General features: G+C 73.5%; 16 protein-coding genes and 1 pseudogene. 6 read left to right on the top strand and 11 right to left on the bottom strand.

Going from position 1 to position 20,786, the window contains the following annotated elements:
• Positions 1-91: 91 nt before the first annotated feature.
• On the bottom strand, positions 92-1,363 hold the full coding sequence (locus DVH02_RS14255) for an MFS transporter (protein ID WP_233518223.1): 1,272 nt from the start codon (positions 1,361-1,363) through the stop codon (positions 92-94).
• 312 nt (positions 1,364-1,675) lie between these two features.
• Here DVH02_RS14255 and DVH02_RS14250 point away from each other — a divergent pair, with 312 nt between their 5' ends.
• Positions 1,676-2,362, top strand: a complete 687-nt coding sequence (locus tag DVH02_RS14250) for a DUF2848 domain-containing protein (RefSeq protein ID WP_114624180.1) — start codon at positions 1,676-1,678, stop codon at positions 2,360-2,362.
• On the opposite strand, the pseudogene DVH02_RS14245 reads toward DVH02_RS14250, so the two are convergent.
• The 6 genes and pseudogenes from DVH02_RS14245 to DVH02_RS14220 form a co-directional block, all read right to left on the bottom strand.
• Positions 2,326-2,670: pseudogene (locus tag DVH02_RS14245) on the bottom strand (ABC transporter ATP-binding protein); the annotation flags it as partial. The gene DVH02_RS14250 and the pseudogene DVH02_RS14245 overlap by 37 nt on opposite strands.
• A gap of 129 nt (positions 2,671-2,799) precedes the next feature.
• Entirely contained in the window at positions 2,800-4,125 is a 1,326-nt protein-coding gene (locus DVH02_RS14240) for an NAD(P)/FAD-dependent oxidoreductase (protein WP_114624179.1), read from the bottom strand.
• Entirely contained in the window at positions 4,122-5,636 is a 1,515-nt protein-coding gene (locus tag DVH02_RS14235; RefSeq protein ID WP_114624178.1) for an NAD(P)/FAD-dependent oxidoreductase, read from the bottom strand. Before DVH02_RS14235 ends, DVH02_RS14240 begins: the two co-directional genes overlap by 4 nt.
• A complete protein-coding gene (locus DVH02_RS14230; protein WP_114624177.1) occupies positions 5,629-7,065 on the bottom strand; it encodes an FGGY family carbohydrate kinase in 1,437 nt (478 codons plus the stop codon). Before DVH02_RS14230 ends, DVH02_RS14235 begins: the two co-directional genes overlap by 8 nt.
• Positions 7,062-8,540, bottom strand: a complete 1,479-nt coding sequence (locus tag DVH02_RS14225; RefSeq protein WP_114624176.1) for an amino acid permease — start codon at positions 8,538-8,540, stop codon at positions 7,062-7,064. The genes DVH02_RS14230 and DVH02_RS14225 overlap by 4 nt, the downstream gene beginning before the upstream one ends.
• A 186-nt stretch (positions 8,541-8,726) precedes the next feature.
• Positions 8,727-9,491 (bottom strand): DeoR/GlpR family DNA-binding transcription regulator, encoded by a 765-nt coding sequence (locus DVH02_RS14220; protein WP_114624175.1) that lies wholly within the window; start codon positions 9,489-9,491, stop codon positions 8,727-8,729.
• Between the two features lie 263 nt (positions 9,492-9,754).
• On the opposite strand from DVH02_RS14220, the gene DVH02_RS14215 reads away from it, so the two are divergent.
• A complete protein-coding gene (locus DVH02_RS14215; RefSeq protein ID WP_199566278.1) occupies positions 9,755-11,227 on the top strand; it encodes a glycoside hydrolase family 16 protein in 1,473 nt (490 codons plus the stop codon).
• Between the two features lie 54 nt (positions 11,228-11,281).
• Here the strand turns inward: DVH02_RS14215 and DVH02_RS14210 are convergent, their stop codons facing one another.
• Positions 11,282-13,915, bottom strand: coding sequence for an ABC transporter permease (locus DVH02_RS14210; protein WP_114624174.1), 2,634 nt, complete (start codon positions 13,913-13,915; stop codon positions 11,282-11,284).
• Complete coding sequence (locus tag DVH02_RS14205) at positions 13,912-14,697, bottom strand: ABC transporter ATP-binding protein (protein WP_114624195.1); 786 nt, start codon at positions 14,695-14,697, stop codon at positions 13,912-13,914. Before DVH02_RS14205 ends, DVH02_RS14210 begins: the two co-directional genes overlap by 4 nt.
• Positions 14,698-14,857: 160 nt before the next feature.
• Between DVH02_RS14205 and DVH02_RS14200 the strand changes: the two genes are divergently transcribed.
• From DVH02_RS14200 to DVH02_RS14190, 3 genes are all read left to right on the top strand, one after another.
• Positions 14,858-16,078, top strand: coding sequence for a sensor histidine kinase (locus tag DVH02_RS14200; protein ID WP_158575885.1), 1,221 nt, complete (start codon positions 14,858-14,860; stop codon positions 16,076-16,078).
• A gap of 3 nt (positions 16,079-16,081) precedes the next feature.
• Positions 16,082-16,726: a response regulator transcription factor gene (locus DVH02_RS14195; RefSeq protein ID WP_114624172.1), complete on the top strand. Its 645-nt coding sequence runs from the start codon at positions 16,082-16,084 to the stop codon at positions 16,724-16,726.
• Positions 16,727-16,848: 122 nt separating this feature from the next.
• The gene (locus DVH02_RS14190) at positions 16,849-18,024 is read left to right on the top strand and encodes a serine hydrolase domain-containing protein (RefSeq protein WP_114624171.1); all 1,176 of its coding nucleotides are present in this window, start codon (positions 16,849-16,851) and stop codon (positions 18,022-18,024) included.
• Between the two features lie 8 nt (positions 18,025-18,032).
• On the opposite strand, the gene DVH02_RS14185 is transcribed toward DVH02_RS14190, so the two are convergent.
• Both DVH02_RS14185 and DVH02_RS14180 read right to left on the bottom strand, forming a co-directional pair.
• The gene (locus tag DVH02_RS14185; protein WP_114624170.1) at positions 18,033-18,461 is read right to left on the bottom strand and encodes a protein-tyrosine phosphatase family protein; all 429 of its coding nucleotides are present in this window, start codon (positions 18,459-18,461) and stop codon (positions 18,033-18,035) included.
• 63 nt (positions 18,462-18,524) lie between these two features.
• A complete protein-coding gene (locus DVH02_RS14180) occupies positions 18,525-19,763 on the bottom strand; it encodes an MFS transporter (protein ID WP_114624169.1) in 1,239 nt (412 codons plus the stop codon).
• Positions 19,764-19,975: 212 nt separating this feature from the next.
• On the opposite strand from DVH02_RS14180, the gene map reads away from it, so the two are divergent.
• Positions 19,976-20,758: a type I methionyl aminopeptidase gene (gene map, locus DVH02_RS14175; protein WP_114624168.1), complete on the top strand. Its 783-nt coding sequence runs from the start codon at positions 19,976-19,978 to the stop codon at positions 20,756-20,758.
• Positions 20,759-20,786 lie beyond the last annotated feature (28 nt).

Here is a 20,786-nt window from a genome sequence, read left to right as displayed (position 1 = left end):
CGGTCGGCCTCCTTGGGTGCGGGTGGCGGGTGCGGGTGTCGGGCGGCGGGCGGCGGGTGCCTGCGACGGGTGGCCGGTCTTCCGGATGGTCTCAGGCGGTGGTGGCCCCCTCCGAGGGGGCGGGCCGCCCGGCGGAGCGGGCCACGCCCAGGTCGTCGTCCTCGTCGCCGTCCCGGCCCAGGCACAGGCCGGTGACCGTGAGCACGGCCGTGATCGCGACGTACAGCGCCAGCGGGATCCACGAGTCGTAGGAGTCGAGCAGCGCGGTGAACAGCAGGGGCGCGATGGCGCCGCCCACCACACCGGCCAGGGTGTAGGCGAGCGACGAGCCGGTGTAGCGCAGCCTCGGGGAGAACTGCTCGGCGATGAAGGCCGCCTGCGGCCCGTACATCAGCGAATGGAGCGCCAGCGCCACGACCACCCCGAACACGAGCAGCGGCCAGCTGCCGCCGTCCGTCATGGGGAAGAACAGGAACGGCCACACACCGGCTCCCACGGCCGAAACGCCGTACAGCAGGCGCCGGTTGACGCGGTCGGAGAGCGCTCCGGCGAGCGGGATGAGGAAGACCTGGAGCGAGGAGCCGATGAGTACGGCGGCCAGGGCGGAGCTGCGGGACATGTCGAGTTCGCCCGTCGCGTAGGTCAGTACGAAGACGGTGAACAGCGCGTACAGCACGTCGGGGGCGATCCGGCTGAGGATCGCCGCCACCAGGGCGCGGGGATGCGTGGTGAAGACCTCGCGGATCGGCGCCTCGGGGCGGGCCTTCTCCGCCTCCATCGCCTGGAAGACGGGCGTCTCCTCCAGCTTCGCGCGGATCCACAGGCCGAAGAAGACCAGTACGCCGGAGAGCAGGAACGCCACGCGCCAGCCCCAGGAGGTGAACTGACTTTCCGTCAGTACCAGTCCGAGGAGCGCCAGTACGCCGTTGGCCATGAGGTTGCCGGCCGGTGGGCCGATCTGGGCGGCCGAGGCGTAGAAGCCCCGCTTGCGCGGATCGCCGAACTCGCTGGACAGCAGGACGGCGCCGCCCCACTCGCCGCCGACCCCGACGCCCTGCGCGAAGCGCAGGATCACCAGGGCGATGGGGGCCGCGACGCCGATCGTGGCGTACCCGGGCAGCAGCCCGATCAGGAGCGTGGCGACGCCGATCAGCACGAGCGTCGCGATGAGGACCTTCTTGCGGCCGATCTTGTCGCCGAGCCGGCCGAAGACGAATCCGCCGAGCGGCCGGGACACATAGCCGACGGCATAGGTGGAGAACGCCAGCAGGGTGCCGGTGGCGGGGTCCTCGGAGGGGAAGAAGACATCGCCGAAGACCAGCGCGGCGGCCACCGAGTAGATGGCGAAGTCGTACCACTCCAGGGCGGTGCCGGTGAGGCTGGCGAAGAAGGCGCGGCGGACCGCGGATCCGTCGGGCGCGGGGGTGCCGCTCCCGGGGGTGGCGGGGGTGCCGGGGGTGGAACCGCCCGCCGGATCGTCTTCCGTACACGCGCTGGTGTCGTTCACGTCTCTCGTCCTTTGTCCGGCCTCGTCAGAGGGGTGCGCTGGAGGGGATGTCCGGGGGACGCCCTCTCGACCTTCCGGCATACTTCTTGTATACAGGTCGTATGCGCAAGCCTTCCGCGCAAAGTTAACCTCGCCGATACCGCGAGCGATCGATGTGGAGAGACGATCATGGCGCAGCTGACCTTCGAACTCCCCGACGGCACCACCAGGTCCGTCGATGTCGTCCAGGTGCTCAACGCGGGCTATGCGGGACGCAGCCAGGACGATGTGGCCGCGCACGTCGCCGAGCTGGCCGAGCTGGGGGTGCCGGCGCCTTCCGTGACGCCCGCGCTCTACCCCGTGTCGCCGTACCTCGCCCAGCACACCGACCGGGTCAGCGTGCAGCACGGGCGCACCTCGGGCGAGGCGGAGTGGGCGCTGGTGGTGGACGGTGACGGGGAGCTGCTGCTGACGGCCGCCTGCGACCACACCGACCGCGAGCTGGAGGTGCACGGGGTGGCGTGGAGCAAGAACGCGGGCCCGGACGTGCTGGCCCGGCGCGCCTGGCCGCTGGCCGAGGTGGAAGGGCGGCTGGACGAGCTGACGCTGCGGGCGTGGGTGAGCCACGACGGCGAGGAGAGCCTCATCCAGGACGGCACCCTGGCGGAGCTGCTGACTCCGGCCTACTGGGCGGGGGTGCTGCGGGAGCGCGGCGACCTGGTGCCGGGGACGGTGCTGATCTCCGGGACGATCCCGATGGCCGAGGGCGTCGACCAGTTCGCCGGCCGGTGGCGGGTGGAGCTGGCCGACCCGGCCACCGGGGACACGATCGGCCTGGCCTACGACGTGGTGCGGATGCCGGTGCCGATCGGCTGAACCGTCGGGCCGGTGGCCGGTCCTGACGGCTCGTACCGGCCGCGCGCCCGGTACAGCCGCGCGTAGGCGCCGTCGGCGGCGAGGAGTTCGTGGTGCGTGCCGGATTCCACGATCCGGCCCCCGTCCAGGACGAGAATCCGGTCGGCGTCCGGGGCGAGCCCCAGATCGTGCGTGATCATGAGGGTCGTGCGGCCCGCCGTCAGCCGCCGCAGCGGGCCCATGACGCGGCGCGCGGCGAGGGCGTCCAGGCCGGTGGTGGGCTCGTCCAGGACGAGGACGGGCGCGTCGCGCAGCATGGCGCGGACGATCTCCCAGGTGCCGAGCCCCATGACGGCAGGGAGCGGGGCCGGTGGCTGTTGCCACCGGCCCCGCTCCCCTTCTCGCGCGATCCGCTCCCCTTCGCGCGCGATCCGTTCTCCTTCTCGCGCGATCCGCCCTCACAGCCCGATACGGATCGGCCCGCCCTTCGGATCGACATCGCGCAGTACGTTCCAGGGCACCCGGAAGACCCGCCCGGGAGCCGCCGGCCAGGGCACCGTCCTGCGGTTGAGCGTCCGGGACCCCTGACGTACCGTCACCTTCGGTGCGCGCACCAGCCGGTCCGTCCAGAGCAGCAGCCGGCCGCGCGGCGGCGCCGGGTCGCCGATCCGCAGCAGCCCGGGGGCCACCCAGCGGAACGGGGCGTCGGCGACGATCGGTACGGAGACCTCGTGCGCCCGGTGCCCGTCCAGCCACAGCCGGACGTGGCGCGCGGCGTGCCGCCCGTCCAGCGCGGCGATATCGGCCGTGTCCACCGCGTGCAGCAGGTTCCCGGCGGCGAAGACCCCCGGGCGGCTGGTCCGCAGCGCGGTGTCCACCAGCGGCCCCTTCGTCCCGGGGTCGAGGTCGAGTCCGCCCGTGCGGACCAGCTCGTGGTCCGGGATCCAGTCGCCGGTCAGGATCAGCGTGTCGCACTCGACGGTGTGCCGCCGCCCGGTGGCGGTCTCCTCCACCTCCACGGCCCGCAGCCTGCCGCGGCCGATGATCCGGGTGATCCTGGTCCCGGTCGCCAGCCGCCCGTCCAGCAGGGCGCGGCCCGGCAGGTGGAAGGCCGCGTACGCGTCGGGGTGTTCGTGCTCGGTGGTCATCAGCACCGTCCGGCACCCCGCCTCGCGCAGGGTGAGCACGGCCGACCAGCTGACCAGCTCCGCGCCGACGACGACGGCCCGTCGGCCGACCTCCTGGTGGTGGAGGTGGACGAGGTTCTGCAGCTGCCCCGTCGTGTACACGCCGGAGGGCCGGTCGCCGGGGATGAGCCGGGCGGAGCGGGGACGCTCCCTGGCCCCGGTGGCGAGGATCACCGCGCGGGCGTCGACGCGCAGCAGGCCGTCCGGGGTGGTGACGTCGAGCGAACGGTCGCCGGACCAGCCGGTGACGGTGGCCTCCGTACGGATGTCGGCGCCCGCCGCGAGGGCCTTGTCCACGAGCGTACGGGCGTACGCGGGGCCGGTGAGGACCCGCTTGAGGTCGCGGACCCCGTAACCGGTGTGGTCGCTGTGGCGGGGGATGCCGCCCGCCGCCGGTTCGCGGTCCAGGACGAGGACCCGTCCGGTGCCGAGCGCGGGCGCGAGTTCGGCGGCCGCGGTGAGCCCGGCGGGGCCCGCGCCGACGATCACCACGTCGGGCGCGCGCAGTTCGGGAGCGGCCGCCTCGGCGGCGGTCGCCGCCAGCTCCGCGGCGAGGGCCGCGTAGTCGGCGGCCCCGGGGGTGTGCGACGTGCTCATTCGGCCGCCTCCTGACAGGTGCCGCCCTTGGTGGCCACCAGGGCGTCGACGCGGGCTCCGCAGTAGAAGCCCTGGCAGCGCCCGTTCGTCGCCCGGGTGCGGCGGCGCAGCCCGTCGAGTCCCGCGGGCGGCAGCGGCGAGAGGTAGGCGTCGCGGATCTCGCCCTCGGTGACGCGCTCGCAGAAGCAGACGACGCGTCCGTAGGCGCTGTCCTGTGCGATCAGCGCGCCGTCCTCGTACGGCCTGAGGAACGCCTCGCCCAGGTTGGGCATGCGCGGCGGCTCCGGCAGGTCGAGGCGTACGGCCGCCTTCAGCCCCGCCTCGGCGAGGACGCCCCGTACGTGCTCGGCGATCGCGAGCGACGCGGTGAGTCCGGTGGAGCGGATGCCGCCGACCAGCAGATAGCCCTGGTCGACCGAGGGCTCGATCAGGTAGTCGCCGTGGTCGACGGCGGCGCGCAGCCCGGCGTACGAGGCGGTGACCTCCTCCTCCAGCAGCGTGGGCATCAGCCGCGCGCCCTTGTCGAGGAGGAAGGCGAAGCCGGACTCCGACGTGCCCGTGTCGCCGCGGTCGGTGAGGTCCTCGGCGGTGGGGCCGAGCATGACGTTCCCGTAGATGGTGGGGCTGATCAGCACGCCCTTGCCGCGTGAGCTGGGCACCGGCAGGACGATGCGGTCGGCGAGCGGCCTGGCGAGCTTGTCGTAGACGAGCAGTTCGCCCCGGCGCGGGGTGACGGTGAACCGCTCGTGGCCGAAGAGCCCGTCCAGTACGTCGGCGCCGAGACCGGCCGCGTTGACGACCCAGCGGGCGGTGACCCGGCCGCGCGGGGTGGCGAGGACGGTGACGTCCTCGCCGGGCCCGGCGCCCTCCTCGCCGGAGCCGCCCGCCACCCGCCGGGCGCCCGCCACCCGGTGGCCGAGCAGCAGCGTGGTCCCCCTCGCCGTGGCGTCGGTGGCCAGGGCGAGGGTGGTGGTCCAGGTGCAGATGATCGACTCGTCGGGGACGGTGAGGCCGCCGAGCGCGCCGGGTCCCAGGGCCGGGACCTGCCGGTAGACCTCGTCGGCGGTGACGGGCTCGCAGTGCTCGTACCCGTTGGCCACCGCCTTGTCGCGCAGTCCGGGGAGGGCGTCCAGCTCCTCCTGGGTCCAGGCGACGAGGAGCGCGCCGGTCCGCTCGACCGGGATGCCGGTCTCGTCGGCGTACGCGGAGAGCAGCTCGTACCCCCGGCGGACCAGCCGGGATTCGAGCGTGCCGGGCTTGGCGTCGAATCCGGTGTGCAGGATGGCGGTGTTGGCCTTGCTGGTGCCGTCCCCGACGTCGTCGCGCGCGTCGAGGAGTACCACGGACAGGTCGTGTCCCGACAGGTCCCTGGCGATCGCCGAGCCCACGACCCCGGCGCCGATCACGGCCACGTCGTACACCTTGTCGTACGCGCTCTGCGTCCGCTCGTCCGCCTGTTCGGTCACCTCCCCCCGGGCGACGGGGCCGGTGGGCGGGCTGTGTTCAGTCATGCGGCTCCTCCTGCGGGAGTGTGGCGTCCACCGCCGCCCGCCAGCGGGCGCGGTGGTCCTGGGCCCGGTCTTCGGACCAGAGCGGTTCGAAGGTGGTGCCGGGCGTCCACGCCGGGACCGCCTGCTCCAGGGTGAGTTCCGGCTCGATCGCGAGCCGGCCCAGTGCGGCGGCGCCCAGCGCGGTGGCGTGCTGCGAGGGGTAGACGTCCACGGGCAGCTGCGCCAGGTCGGCCTGGGCCTGCATCAGCACCCGGCTCCTGGTGAGGCCGCCGTCCGCGCGCAGCCGGGTGAGCGGGGCGCCGAAGTCGGCCGCGACCAGGGCGGCGAGTTCGGCGACCTGCGCGGCGATGCCCTGGAGCACCGCCAGTACCAGGTGCTCGCGGCGGGTGGACAGGGTCATCCCGGTGAGCGCGGCGGTGGCGTCAGGACGCCACCAGGGCGCCGCGAGCCCGGCCAGGGCCGGGACGAAGAGCACGCCCTGCGGGTCGCTCGCGGCGGTACGGTCCAGGTCGGCGGCGTTGTCCACGAAGCCCAGGTCCTGGAGCCAGCGCACCGCCGAGGCCGCCGTGTACACCTGGCCGTCCACGCAGTACGGGGTCGCGCCGCGCGCCCGCCACGCCACCGACGAGGTGAGCCCCGACGTCGAACGCAGCGCCTTGTCACCGGTGTTGGCGAGCAGGAACGCGCCCGTGCCGTAGGTGCACTTGGCGGTGGACGGGGTGAGGCAGCCCTCGGCGAGCAGGGCCGCCTGCTGGTCCACCACCAGCCCGGCGACCGGCAGCACCCCGCCGAACGCCGTGGTGGTGCCGACGATCTCGTCGCAGTCGACGATCCGGGGCAGCTCCTCGCCGTCCAGGCCGAACAGCGCCGTCAGCTCCGGGTCCCACGCGACGGAGTCGATGTCCAGCAGCAGCGAACGGCTGGCGGTGGCCGCGTCGGTGACGAAGGCGCCGGTCAGCTGCTGGACGAGCCAGGTGTCGGTGGTGGTGACCACGCCGTCCCGGGTGACGTGCTGCCGCAGCCAGGCCATCTTGGGCGCCGAGAAGTACGGGTCGAGGACCAGCCCCGTACGCTCCGCGACCCAGGCCTTGTCGTCGGCGAGGGCCGTACAGAGCGGCTCCGACCTGCGGTCCTGCCAGACGATCGCCTGCGAGAGCGGCCGGCCGGTGCGCCGGTCCCAGGCGAGTACGGTCTCGCCCTGGTTGGCGAGCGCCACCACCTGGACGGTCCGGCCCCCGGCCCTGGAGAGGGCCTGGCGGCCGGCCTCCAGGACGGAGGCCAGCAGCTGCTCGGGGTCCTGTTCGACCCCGCCGCCCGGCAGGTACACCGGGGTGACGGGCACCTCGGCGACGGCGACCACCCCGTCCACCGGGTCGACGACCAGGGCCTTGGTCCCGGAGGTGCCCTGGTCGATGGCGAGGACGGTCACAGCTCCTCGGCTTCCAGGCTGGGCTGGGTCAGGAGCTGCTCCCTGCGGGTGAACCAGACGACCGCGAAGAGCAGACCGCCGACGACCAGGGTGGCCAGCGCGTACTGCTGGGCGCCCCGGAAGTCCGAGGGGATCATGAAGATGCACAGCTCGGTGACGAGCCAGAGCACCGCTCCGACGACGACGGGCTTCTCCCACTTGCCGAGCTGGAAGTCGTCGGCGGCCGGGGTGTACTTGCCGCGGGTGGCGATGAACAGGGCGACCGTGCCCGCGTACAGGATGGCCGGCATCAGCGTGCCCGCGCCCAGCAGCTGGGGCAGCGCGTCCTCGTTGCCCGCGAAGACGGTGACGATCGCGATGGAGGCGAGGGCGACGGTCAGGGTGGCGAAGGTCGGGCCGCCGGTGGGGCGCGGCACCTTGCTCAGGGTCTCGGCGAACGGCACACGGCCGTCACGGGCCATGGAGTGCACGAGGCGGCTGTTGCTGACCATGATGACCAGGCCGCAGGCGAAGATGGCGATGCAGACGACGACCAGCATGGCGGTGGCGACGGCGCTGCCCACGGTCGACTCGATGATGGAGGCGACGGGGGCCGAGTCGGCGGTGAGCGCGGCGACGTTCTTGCCGGCGCCCGCCGTGATGACGATGAGGAAGAGCATCCCGATGCCGCCGCTGAGCAGGATCGCGCGGACCATGGCCTGCGGGACGACCTTCTTCGGGTTGTGCGTCTCCTCGGCGAGGTTGGCCGCCGACTCCCAGCCGACGAGGGTGAAGGCGCCGAGCAGCGCGGAGAGCATGAACGGGCCGAGGAATCCGTAGTACCCGTCCGCCGAGATGGTGCCGTACGAGCCGAGGTTGCTCCAGTCGCCCTTGCCGAAGAAGAGGACGGCGCCCGCGATCAGGACGGTCAGGCCGATCATCGCGATGACCTCGGCGCCCACCGCCAGGTTGTTGATCTTGGTGGTGAGGGGGGTGGACCAGATGATCAGCGACATCTGCAGGAGCAGCACGATGACGGTGCCGATGGCGCCGCCGGTCGCGGTGTACGTGATGTCGAGCAGCGGGAAGAGCGCGACCTGCGTGAGGCCGTAGTCGACGGCGACCACGACGATGGCGAGGAACGCGAACGAGACCCAGCCGAACCACCAGCCGAGCACGGGCGAGGCCAGCCGGCTGGCCCACTGGTAGCTGTAGCCGGAGATCGGGATCCGGCTGGCGAGCATGCCGTACACCAGGGCGACGAGGACGGTGCCGAGGGTGACCAGCGGCCAGGTCCAGATCCCGGCGGGACCGGCCGAGCCGAGGACGGTGCCGTAGGTGGTGAACAGGCCGGTGGTGATGGAGATGAACGAGAACGCGACCGCGAAGGACTCGAAGCGGCTGAGCGTACGGGCGAACTGGGGCTTGTAGCCGGTGGCGGGGGCGGCGGCGTCCGTGTCGGGGCTGCCCGCGCCCGCGTCGGTCACCGCCGTCACTCCTGCCCCCTTTCTAGCGGGTATGTCGGATTCAGATGGGGTAACCGTCGTATTTTCCGACGGTGTGGAAGACTGGGCCACGATCGACTCCTATGCGGTGAAAGGTTGGGATTTCGATCATGGTCGGGTGGCGTTGCCGCGCCACCTGACCACGGGCGCGCCGGGCGGAGTCCGCTCCGCCCGGCGCTACGCCACGACGACGATGCCGCCGGAGCGCTCCACTCCCGACTCCAGCGTCGGGGAGGGCCGGGCGTCGGTGATCAGTCCGTCGACGTCCTCCAGGCCGCACACGCGGTGCGGGGCGACCCGGCCGAACTTGCTGGCGTCCGCGAGGATGTACGAGCGGACGGTGTTGGCGAGGATCAGCCGCCGGGTGGCCACCTCGTCCAGATGGAAATCGGTCAGTCCGGCCGAGGCGTCCACTCCCCCGGAGCCGAGGAACGCCACGTCGGCGCGGAGATCCGCGAAGAAGGCCAGGGTCTGCGCGTTCGAGCAGACCAGGTCCCCGGCGCGCAACCGCCCGCCGCTGACCAGGACTTCGACGCCTCGACGGCCCGCCAGCTCGGCGGCGACCAGCAGCGAGCAGGTGGCGACGGTGCCCCGGTAGTCCGACGGAAGGGCCCGCGCCACCTCCACCGCCGTCGTACCGACGTCGATCACCACGGTCTGACCGGGGCGCACCAGTGCCGCGGCCGCGACCCCGATGGCCGCCTTCGCGCCCCGGTCCATCCCGGAACGCTCGTCGAACGGTGCCTCCTCGCCGAAGCCGCCCGCGTTGTTGGTCGCGCCACCGTGCACCCGTACCAGCAGCCCGCGCCGCTCCAGGGTCACCAGGTCACGGCGGACGGTCTCGGCGGAGACATCGAGCATGCGGGAGAAGTCCTCGGTCGATATGATCCGCTGCGCGCGCAACGCCTCGCAGATACGGCGATGGCGTTCAGCGGGGAGCATCGGCGCCCGGATCTGTGGATTGTTGACCGTTCATGAGGAGGAGTGTGGATGTTCGCTCCAGCAGCGTCAAGAGTCCCGCGGGCGGCGCGAAACGTCGTAACCATGAATTAATCTCACGGGCCGCCGCCCCGCGCGGAACCGGCCGCCGGATGGCCATTGACGAGTAGGGCGGGCCGCCGCTACAAGATTGATGAGAGCGCTCTCAGCCAGCAGCGCTCCCGGTCCTCCCTCGGCACCATCCGCTCCGCACCGGAGGTGTTTCCTTGAGAACGAACCGCACCGGACCCCCGCGCACCACCCGCCGCACCGCCCGCACCCCCCTGCTCGCCGCCGCCCTCCCCCTGACCCTGGCTCTCGCCGGGTTCGTGGGCCTCACCGGGACGGGCACCGCGCAGGGCGCCGTGCCGCCCGCGCCCGGCTGGACCCTCCAGTGGAGCGACGACTTCGACGGGGCGGACCGCGCCCTGCCCAGCTCGGCCAACTGGCAGACGGACACCGGCCACGGCTACCCCGGCGGGCCGGGCAACTGGGGCACGGGCGAGATCCAGAACTACACCGCGAGCCCCGACAACCTCAGCCTCGACGGCAACGGCAATCTCCGCATCACCCCGCTCAGGGACGGCGCGGGCAACTGGACGTCGGGCCGGATCGAGACCCGGCGCTCCGACTTCAAGGCTCCGGCGGGCGGCACCCTGCGCATCGAGAGCCGTATCCAGATGCCGAACGTGACCGGCGCCGCCGCGTCCGGCTACTGGCCCGCCTTCTGGGCGCTGGGCTCCCCCTACCGGGGCAACTACTGGAACTGGCCGGGCATCGGCGAGTTCGACATCATGGAGAACGTCAACGGCCTCAACTCCGTGTGGGGCGTGCTGCACTGCGGCGTCAACCCGGGCGGCCCGTGCAACGAGACCACGGGCATCGGCGCCAGCCGCGCCTGCCCCGGGGCGAGCTGCCAGTCGGCCTTCCACACCTACCGGTTCGAGTGGGACCGCTCCCTCACCCCCAACGAGCTGCGCTGGTACGTGGACGACCAGCTCTTCCACACCGTCCGGCAGAACCAGATGGACGCCGCCTCGTGGTCCAACATGACCGACCACGCGGGGTACTTCATCCTGCTGAACGTGGCGATCGGCGGCGCGTTCCCGGACGCGCTGGGCGGCCCGACCCCGACGGCCGCGACCGTCCCCGGCCGCCCGATGCTGGTCGACTACGTGGCGGTGTGGACGCGCGGCGGCGGCTCCAACCCGACGGACCCGCCCCCGACGGGATCCTCGACCCTGTACGCCAGGCCGGGCGCCGGGCTCGGCGACTCCACCGGCTCGGCGGCGAGCGTCACACTCGCCTCGGCGGGCGGCGCCAACTACGACGGGACGCCGAACAATCCGCAGGTCTTCACGTCGAGCGGGATCACCCGGACGTACAACGGCGGCTCCACCCAGTTCGACCTGTTCGTGGACGCGGGCACGAACATCGGCAACGGGCCGCAGGTCAGGGTGAGTTACGACCGTACGGGCGACGGCGTCTGGGACCGGACGGAGACCTACCAGTACTTCGCCACCGACCCGCTGCCGGGCTACGAGCACTACACGCAGGCCAAGGGGCTGAAGTCCTCGACCGGTTCGCACGGCAACCTGGTCAACGGCAAGGTGCGGATCGAGGTCTGGAACGCCATCGGAGGCGGCGCCGGCACCCTGGGCGTCGGCAACCAGTCGGTGGTGCGCATCCCGTTCAACTGACCGCGCGCGTCCGGCCCGAGGCCCCCCGGGGCCTCGGGCTCGGGGCCGGGCCCGCTACTCCCCCGCCCGCATCGCCTCCAGGGGCCGGGCCCGCAGCAGCCCGCGCGCCGGGACGCGGACCGACAGCACCGCCGTCGCCGCCGCCGCCGCGACGACGGCCGCGAAGACCCACGGCGGCCCCGAAGGCAGCGGGGTGCCGGTGAGGGACAGCGCCAGCACCGCCAGCGGTACGCCGGCCAGCAGCGTGCCGAGCGCCACCGCGATGCCCGACAGGAGCGCCGTCTCGATGGCCAGCATGCGGGCCACCTGGCGGCGGGTGCCGCCCACCAGGCGCAGCAGCGCCAGTTCGCGGGCCCGGCCGGTGGTGACGGTGACGAGAGTGGTGGCCACCGACAGCGCCACGTACCCCAGCAGCACGCCGAGCAGGAGCCGGTTCAGCCAGGCGTCGGCGCGCGCCTCGTGGTCCTGCGCGACGAGCAGCGAGGCGCGGTCGCCGACGGCCAGCCCCGGGTGGCGCGCTTCCAGCGCGCGCAGGGCGGCGGCGACGGCCGCGCGGTCCGCGCCGGGTGCCAGGGCGACGAGCACGACGTCGGCGAGCCGGTCGGTGGTGTGCGGCAGCACGGTGGCGGCGGGCAGCAGCACATCGCCGAAGCCCAGGTTGGGGCGGTACACGGCGACGACGCGGGGCTTCGCGCGGGTCCCGTCGCCGAGGACGAGCGCGACGCGGTCCCCGACCCGTTTGCCGAGGTAGCGCGCCTCGGTCTCGCTGAGCGCGACGGTGTCACCGCGCAGGTCGCCCAGCCGGCCGACGGCGACGGGGAGGTCGAGCGTTCCGTCGAGTCCGGTGGCGTCGATGCCGTGGGCGGTGGACCGGGAGAGCGGTTCGTCGAGGAGGGTCCGGCCGACGGCGACGACCTCGGTGGCGACCAGCGGGGTCGTCGCGGAGACACCGGGCACCTCGCGGGCGGCCTCGGCGACCGAGGGCGCGACGCCGCCGCCCGCCCCGGTGACCACGAGCCCGGCGACCGTGGCCGCGCGGGCCTGGTGACGCGTCGCCTCCTCCAGGGTGGTCTGGCTGTAGAACTGGCTGGTCGCGAAGCCGATCGTCAGTACGAGCGGGGTGACGGCCGCCGCCAGCCGCCGCGCACCGGCCCGGCTGTTGGCCGCCGCGAGGAACCCGGCCGCGCCGCGCGGCAGCAGCGCGGCGCCGAGCCGGGTGAGCGCGGCCATCAGCCGGGGGCCGAGCATCGCGACCCCGATGAGGGCGAGCATCGAGGAGAGCCCGGCGGGCACCACCGCGAGGTTCGGCGGCAGGACCGGTACGGCCGCCACGGCGATCAGCGCCAGGCCCAGCATCGCGTATCCGCCGGCGATCCGGACCCGCCCCAGCTCCGGCGTCTCGACGGCGGACGCCCGCAGCGCCTCGACGGGCCGCACCCGCACCTGGCGCCTGGCCGCCGCCCACACCGCGAGCCGCGCCGCGCCGAGGCACAGCAGCACCGCGACCAGGCCGGGCACCGGGCCGGTGGACAGCGCGAAGCCCTCCTCGATCACCCCGATGCGGGCGAAGGCGTCCCGCAGCAGCCGCGCGGCGAGATAGCCGGGCCCGACGCCCAGCAGCGCCGCCGCGCCCGACACCAGCAGTGTCTCGGTGGCGAGCATCCCGCCCACCTGGCGCGGGGTGGCCGCCACGGCGCGCAACAGGGCTGTCTCACGCCGCCTCTGATGCACCATCAGCGACAGGGTGCCCGCCACCACCAGCGCGACGATCATCAGCACGAACCCGGAGAACGACCCCGCCACCACCGACAGCACGGTGCGCGAGCGGGCGGCGCCGAGGAACTCGACCTCGCCGCGCGCGTCACCGGCCCGTACCACCGCGCGCTCCCCGTACCCCTGGTCCGCGAGGGTGTCCGCGACCCGGTCGGCGGCCGTGTCGGAACCGGTCAGCGCGCGCACGAGTCCGATCAGCCCGTCCGCGCCGCCGGTGGTCACACCGGGGTCGGTGAAGACGCCGACGGCGGCGACCGCGCCGGGGTGCCCGGACAGTTCGCGGGCCCGCGCGTCGGTGAAGAACAGCGCGCTCTGGCGCGGCAGTCCGGCCCCGTCCGGCGGGGTCGCCACCCCGACGACCCGGTACGGTACGGCGCCCTCGGCCGTCGCGATCCGGATCCGCGCCCCGACGTCCGCGCCCGCCCGCGCGGCGGTCTCCGCGTCGAGCACCACCTCGCCGGGGAGGCGCGGGGCCCGGCCGGAGCGCAGCGCGAACGGCGTCAGCGGCGCCGAGCCCCAGCCGTGGCCCAGCGTCTGCCCGTCGCCGGGCGCGCTCACCACCGCGCCGTCGGCCGTCACGACCGTCGCCGGGAAGCTGACCTCGCCGACGGCGTTCCGGACGCCGGGGGTGGCGGCGATCTTCCCGACCAGCCCGGCGGGCAGCATCGCCCGCTCGGGCAGCGGCTCGACGGTGTCGGGTCCCTCCTCCTGCGGTGCGACGACGGCTTGCCGGGCGCCGACGACGACGGGGACGGCCGCGTAGCGCTGCGGCGCGATCCCGGCGAAGAGGCCCGACTCCAGCAGCACCCCGCAGGCGGTCACCAGGACGGCGCCGCCGAGCACCGCGAGGAACGACGCGACGAACTCGGCGCGGCGGGCCAGGACCGACCGCGCCGCGAAGGACAGGCCGCTCATCGCTCCCCCAGCCCGGCCATCCGCGCGGCCACCGACCGCGCCGTCGGCGCGTAGAGCTGGTCGACGATCCGGCCGTCGGCGAGGAACATCACGAAGTGCGCGTAGGCCGCGGCGACCGGGTCGTGGGTGACCATCACGACGGTCTGGCCGAGCGAGTCGACCAGCTCCCGCAGCAGCCCCAGCACCTGGGCGCCGGTCCCGGTGTCGAGCGCGCCCGTCGGCTCGTCGGCGAAGACCACGTCGGGCCTGGTCACCAGGGCGCGGGCGATCGCCACCCGCTGCTGCTGGCCGCCGGACAGCTCACCGGGGCGCCGCCCCATAAGCCCGTCGATCCCGACCGCGTCCGTGATCCGCGCCAGCCACGCCGGGTCGACGGGGCGCCGCGCGAAGCGCAGCGGCAGGGTGATGTTGTCGAGGACGCCGAGTGCGGGGATCAGGTTGTACGCCTGGAAGACGAAGCCGATCCGGGTCCGCCGCAGCTCGGTCAGGGCGGTCTCCGACAGCCCGCTCAGATCGGTCTCCCCGAGCAGCACCCGGCCGGAGGCGGGCCGGTCGAGACCGGCCGCGAGGTGCAGGAAGGTGCTCTTGCCCGAGCCGGAGGGCCCCATCATGGCGGTGAACGCGCCGCGCGGGACGCCCGCGCTCACCTCGTGCAGGGCGGTGACGGCGGCGGCGCCCGTTCCGTAGACCGCGGTGGCGGCCTCCAACCGGACGGCGAAGCCGTCGGCCGTGCCGATGTCCGCCACCGCCCGCCGCGCCGCCCCTGCCGGCCCTGCCCTCATGGTCCGCTCCTTCGCCACTGGTTCCCGATGGATTCCGATGGATTCCGATGGAGCGAAGGTAGGCCGGACGCGTCGGCCCGGACCATCCCGTACATGCCATGATCGGTGGTGGAGCCCACTCCACCACCGGGCTCCCTCAGAGGCCCGGGGGCAGCGCGCAGTGACAGACCACGCGGTACGCGGGCCGCGGCTGCCCCGGCTCGCCGAACTGAAGTTCCTCGCGGTCGGCGCGTGCACCGGCACGGCCGCGTGGTTCCTGCTCACCGGGCTGATGCTGAGCGTCGCGCCGATCGTCACACTGCCGCTGCTGCCGCGCACCGCGCTGGCCGCCCGCGGGCTGGCGGCGTACGAACGCCGCCGCACCGGCCGCTATCTGGGGACGGCCGTGCCGGCTCCGCCGCCGCCCGAGGGCGACGACATCGGCGCCGTACTGACAAGCCCCGGCACCCGCCGGGACGTCGGCTGGCTGGCGCTCCACGCCACGCTCGGTCTGCTGACCGGGGTGCTGGCGGTGGCGTCGCCCGCCGGAGTCGTACAGAACGTGCTGACCGCCGCGCTCTGGCCGGTCCTCCCCTCGGCCACCACGACGCTGGACCAGCCGGTGCGGTCGTGGGGCGACGCGGGCCTCGCGCTGGCGACCGCCGCCGGATACGGCCTGGCCGGGGCGTTCCTCGTACCGCCGATGGCCCGGTGGTACGCGCGGCTCTCGGCGGCGCGGCTCGCCCCGCGGAGGGCGACCCTGGTCGAGCGCCTCGCCGAGGTCACCGCCACCCGGGCGGCCGCGCTCGAAGCGCACGGCACCGAGCTGCGCCGGATCGAGCGCAGCCTCCACGACGGCACACAGAACCGTATCGTCGCCGTCGTCATGCACCTGGGCATGGTGGAACGCGCGCTGCTGCGCGACCCGCAGTCGGCACTGCCGATGATCCGCACCGCGCAGGACGCGGCAGGCGACGCGCTCAGCGAACTGCGCGAGGTGGTACGGCAGATCTACCCGCCCGTGCTCACCGACCGGGGGCTGCGCGGCGCGGTCGCGGCGCTGGCGGCGCACTGCGCGATCCCCTGCGCCCTGGAGGCGGCCGAGGAGCTGCCCCGGGCACCGGCCGCCGTGGAGGCGGCGGCCTACTTCGTGGTGGCCGAGGCGCTCACCAACGCCGTCAAGCACAGCGGGGCCCGGCAGATCACCGTGTCCCTGCGCACCGAGGGCGACCGGCTCACCGTCGAGGTCACCGACGACGGTCACGGCGGCGCCGACGGGACGAGCGGCTCGGGAGTGGTCGGGATCCAGCGCCGCGTCGCCGCTTTCGACGGCACGACCCGGCTCCACAGCCCACCCGGCGGACCCACGGTCCTACGGGCCGACATCCCTCTAGGAGTATGAGCCGTGCGTATCGTCATCGCCGAGGACGACGCCCTGTTGCGAGCGGGCCTCACCCACCTGCTGCGCGCCGAGGGCATGGAGGTCACCTCCGCCGTCGACAACCCCACCGACCTGCTGGCCGCCATCGAGGCCGACCTTCCGGACGTCGCGGTGGTGGACGTACGGATGCCGCCCACCTTCCGGGACGAGGGGCTGCGCGCCGCCGTCGAGGCGCGCGGGCGCCGCCCGGGGCTGGCGGTGCTCGTCCTGTCGGCGCACGTCGAGGACAGTTACGCCACCGAGCTGCTGGCCGACGGCGCGGGCGGGGTCGGCTACCTCCTGAAGGAACGGGTCGGGAAGGTCACCGACTTCCTCGACGCGCTGCACCGGGTGGCCGACGGCGGCACCGCGATGGACCCGGAGGTCGTCGCCCAACTGCTGCTGCGGCGGCGGGCGGACGACCCGTTGCGCAGCCTGACGCCGAGGGAGCGCGAGGTGCTGGGGCTGATGGCGGAGGGGCACTCCAACGCGACGATCGCCGCTCTGCTCACGGTCAGCGGCGGCGCCGTGCACAAACACATCGGCAACATCTTCACCAAGTTGGGGCTGCCCACCACGGACGCGGGCCATCGCAGGGTGCTGGCGGTGCTGGCGTATCTGAAGGCGTGAGGGGGTGGGGCCAGCACCCCCCTCATACGGCAGCTGACGGGATTACGGCGCCGTACGCGTCTCGAACATGCTGAGGACCGGCCGGTGAACGAGCGTCCGGCCCGTCCTCAAGGAGTGCTCCCATGTCCGACCGCACCACCCCCGCCCGCCGTCGCAGGGCCGCCACACTGACCGCCCTCACACTGATCGCCGGTGTGGCGATGCCCGCCACCTACGCCACGGCGACGACCACGCGGACCGATCACCACACGGACTCCGGCGACAGGACGATGCGGAAGGTCGTCGACGGGCTCGTGCAGGGGGGCAAGCGCCCGGCCGCACTGGCCGGGACCCGGGAGGGCGACGGCCGTACGGGCGCCTTCACCGCCGGGTACGGGGACCTGGCGGCGAAGTCCCCGGTGCCCGCCGACGGACAGGTACGGATCGCCAGCAACACCAAGACGTTCACCGCGGTCGCGGTGCTGCAACTGGTCGGGGAGGGCACGATCGGTCTCGACGAGCCGATCGAGACGTATCTGCCGGACCTGATCAGGGGCGAGGGCATCGACGGCCGGAACATCACCGTACGGCAGCTGCTCCAGCACACCAGCGGGCTGCCCGAGTACACCCAGCACATCGTCGGGGACTTCGCGTCGTTCCGGCACCGCTACGTCGAGCCGCGCGAACTGCTCGACCTGGCCCTCCAGGACAAGGCGTCGTTCCCGCCCGGCGCCAAGTGGGAGTACAGCAACACCAATTACGTCGTGGCCGGGCTCCTGCTCCAGAAGGTCACGGGGCGGCCCGTCGCCGAGGTGATCAATGAGCGTGTGGTCGCGCGGGCCGGTCTGAAGCACACCTACTTCCCGCAGGTCGGCGAGATGACGATCCGTGAGAAGCACCCGAAGGGCTACCACGCCGACGAGCCGGGCGCGCCGCTGCTCGACGTCTCGACGCAGGAACCGTCGTGGGGCTGGGCGGCGGGCGCGATGGTCTCCACCAACAGCGACATGAACCGGTTCTTCACGGCGCTGCTCGGCGGCAAGCTGCTGGGAGCCGCCCAGCTCGCCGAGATGAAGACAACCGTACCGGCCGAGGACCCGACGCCCGGTGCGCGTTACGGCCTCGGCCTGATGCGCAAGCCGCTGTCCTGCGGCGGCTTCTACTGGGGGCACGGCGGCGACATCTTCGGCTACGAGACCCGGGGCGGGGTCACGGAGAAGGGCGCCCGCTCCGTGAACATCGCGGTCACCGTCCTGCCGACCGACCTGGCCGAGGTGGAGGAGATGGAGCAGGCGGTGGACACGGCGCTCTGCCGCTGAGGCCCGGGTCAGCGGGCGAAGCCCCGCACGTACCGCCGCTGCCAGGGCGTCTCCACGGCGCGGCGATCGTAGTGCCGGCGTACGAAGGCGACCGCCTCGTCCGCCGGCACCCCGTCGAGGACGGCGACGCAGGCCAGCGCCGTCCCCGTACGCCCCCGCCCGCCGCCGCAGGCAACCTCCACGCGCTCGACGGCCGCCCGCCGCCACGCCTCGCCGAGCATCTCGCGCGCGTCCGCGGGGCTGCTGGGCAGCCGGAAGTCCGGCCAGCGCAGCCAGCGCGCCTCCCATTCGACCTCGGGCGGCGGCTTGCCCAGCAGATACAGCCCGTACGTGGGCAACTCCCCGCCCGGCGGCGGGCGTCGCAGGCCGCGTCCTCGGACCAGGCGCCCGGAGGGCAGCTCCAGAACGCCGTCGGCCGGTGTCCAGCTCTCGGTCATGGCGTCAGCCTATGCCGGGCACGCAGCGTCGCCTCCTGATCGCGCGCCGGCAGGGCGGGCGGGTCAACCCGCGAGCACCGACGGCTCGCCGCGCGGCGCGCCCGCACGGCGCGGGAGCAGCAGCGGCGTCGCCAGGAGGAGGACTCCGGCGATCGCGATCGCGGTACGGGTGCCGGTGACGGCGGCCAGCAGTCCCCACCCCGCGGTCATGGCCGCGATGGCGAGGCTGCTGCTGATCGACCAGGCGGACAGCGTACGGGCGACCCGGTCGGTGTCGGTGTGGTCGAGCCGGTAGGTGGCCAGGACCGGGTTGAACACGCCGCAGCACGTCACCAGGCCGAACTGGACGGCCATGATGAGGACCATCCCGGCCGCACCGGGCTGGACGAACGCCAGCCCGAGGGGCCAGCAGGCGCGCAGCGCGCCGGAGGTGAGCATCACCCGGTGCTGCCCGAACCGCGCCACGAGCCGGGGCGCCAGGCGCGAGCCGACGAGACCGCCGACGCACGGCAGCGCGAAGACGAGCCCGTACTGCCAGGGCGCGTACCCGAGACCGTCGAGCAGGAGTACCGCGAGCAGCGGCCCCGAGGCCATGATCAGGCCGTTGACGACGATGGCGTTGAAGAACAGCGGGCGCAGCACGGGGTGGGCGAGCACGCCGCGCCACCCCTCCACCAGCTCGCCCGCCCGCGGCCCTGACGCGCCGGTCCGCACCGGGCGCGGCTCGCCACCGCCGATGGCGCGGAGGCCCAGCGCCGACAGCAGATGGCTGACGGCGTCGGCGACCACGGTCACCACCGGCCCGAACAGCCCGATCGCGGCCCCGCCGAGCGGCGGTCCGACCATGGTCGCGGTCCAGGTCGTGGCCTCGAACCTGCCGTTGGCGACCAGCAGGTCCCGCGGCGCGACGAGAGCCTTCAGATACGCGCCGGAGGCCGCCCTGAAGCCGATGTCGGCCGCCGCGACGACCACCGAGACGACGAGGAGCTGGGCGAAGCCGAGCCGCCCGAGCAGGAAGGCCAGCGGGACGGTCATCAGCGCCCCGAACCGGGCCAGATCCATCGCGATCATGACCGGCCGCTTACGGCGGAACTCCACCCACGGCCCGAGCGGCACCGCCACCAGAGCCCCCACCACCCGCCCGGTGGCGGCCAGCGCCGCCACCTGGGCCGGCCCGGAGTGCAGTACGAGGACCGCGATCAGGGGGAACGCCCCGAACCCCAGCCCGGTGCCGTACGAACTGACGGCGAACGCCGCCCACAACCACCCGAACCGCCTGCCCAGCGCCCGCCTGCCCGCCATGCCCGAGGCACCTCTCGCCGATCACGACCATCCGCCGACCACCGGTATCAAAGCGAGCGACGGGCGTCCGGATCAAACAACCGCCCCGCGCCGAAGCACAACCACCAGTTGTGCGGGCCGCTCCCGCACCCTCCTGCGGGCGTGAGCGAAACCCAATTCAAGTACCGGTACAGTATGGCCGGTATAGTTATTGGTTGCGAGAAGGACGCCGCATGATCGAGATCTTGAACCCCACGCTACTGGCCCGAGCGAAAGACTCCGGCGCCCTGGTGGCCGACATCCTGCAGACGCTCAAGAGCCGCAGCACGGTCGGCACGAACCTCATGGACATCGACCGGTGGGCCAAGGCCATGATCATCGAGGCGGGCGCGGTCTCCTGTTACGTCGACTACGCGCCGTCCTTCGGGCGCGGTCCGTTCGGCCACTACATCTGCACGGCGGTGAACGACGCCGTACTCCACGGGCGGCCGTACGACTACCCGCTCGCCAACGGCGACCTCCTCACGCTCGACCTGGCCGTCACCAAAGGCGGTGTCGCCGCGGACGCGGCCATCAGCTTCATCGTGGGCGACGCGAGGCCCCCGGAGAGCGTGGCGATGATCGAGACGACCGAGCGCGCGCTGGCCGCGGGAATCGCCGCCGCCGGGCCCGGCGCCCGCGTCGGTGACCTCTCCCACGCGATCGGTACGGTCCTCGGCAAGGCGGGCTACCCGATCAACACCGAGTTCGGCGGCCACGGCATCGGCTCCACGATGCACCAGGACCCGCACATCTCGAACACGGGCCGGCCCGGCCGGGGATACACACTGCGCCCCGGGCTGCTGCTGGCACTGGAGCCGTGGGTGATGGCGGACACCGCTCAACTCGTCACGGACACCGACGGATGGACCCTCCGAAGCGCGACAGGCTGCCGGACGGCGCACAGCGAGCACACGATCGCCATCACCGACAACGGAGCCGAAATCCTCACCGTCCCCACGCAAGCACACCCGTAAAACCAAGCCCCCACCCCCTCCCGTGCCC

The organism is Streptomyces corynorhini, from assembly GCF_003346515.1.
GTDB lineage: Bacteria > Actinomycetota > Actinomycetes > Streptomycetales > Streptomycetaceae > Streptomyces > Streptomyces corynorhini.
Note: the sequence above shows the minus strand (reverse complement) of the source record. Positions and strands in the feature narration are given on the sequence as shown.

Bases quoted from the DNA above. Each gene is read 5' to 3' on its own strand.
- DVH02_RS14250 (WP_114624180.1), top strand. From the start codon at position 1,676: ATGGCGCAGCTGACCTTCGAACTCCCCGACGGCACCACCAGGTCCGTC.
- DVH02_RS14240 (WP_114624179.1), bottom strand. From the start codon at position 4,125: ATGAGCACGTCGCACACCCCCGGGGCCGCCGACTACGCGGCCCTCGCC.
- DVH02_RS14235 (WP_114624178.1), bottom strand. From the start codon at position 5,636: ATGACTGAACACAGCCCGCCCACCGGCCCCGTCGCCCGGGGGGAGGTG.
- DVH02_RS14220 (WP_114624175.1), bottom strand. From the start codon at position 9,491: ATGCTCCCCGCTGAACGCCATCGCCGTATCTGCGAGGCGTTGCGCGCG.
- DVH02_RS14210 (WP_114624174.1), bottom strand. From the start codon at position 13,915: ATGAGCGGCCTGTCCTTCGCGGCGCGGTCGGTCCTGGCCCGCCGCGCC.
- DVH02_RS14205 (WP_114624195.1), bottom strand. From the start codon at position 14,697: ATGAGGGCAGGGCCGGCAGGGGCGGCGCGGCGGGCGGTGGCGGACATC.
- DVH02_RS14190 (WP_114624171.1), top strand. From the start codon at position 16,849: ATGTCCGACCGCACCACCCCCGCCCGCCGTCGCAGGGCCGCCACACTG.
- DVH02_RS14185 (WP_114624170.1), bottom strand. From the start codon at position 18,461: ATGACCGAGAGCTGGACACCGGCCGACGGCGTTCTGGAGCTGCCCTCC.
- DVH02_RS14180 (WP_114624169.1), bottom strand. From the start codon at position 19,763: ATGGCGGGCAGGCGGGCGCTGGGCAGGCGGTTCGGGTGGTTGTGGGCG.
- map (WP_114624168.1), top strand. From the start codon at position 19,976: ATGATCGAGATCTTGAACCCCACGCTACTGGCCCGAGCGAAAGACTCC.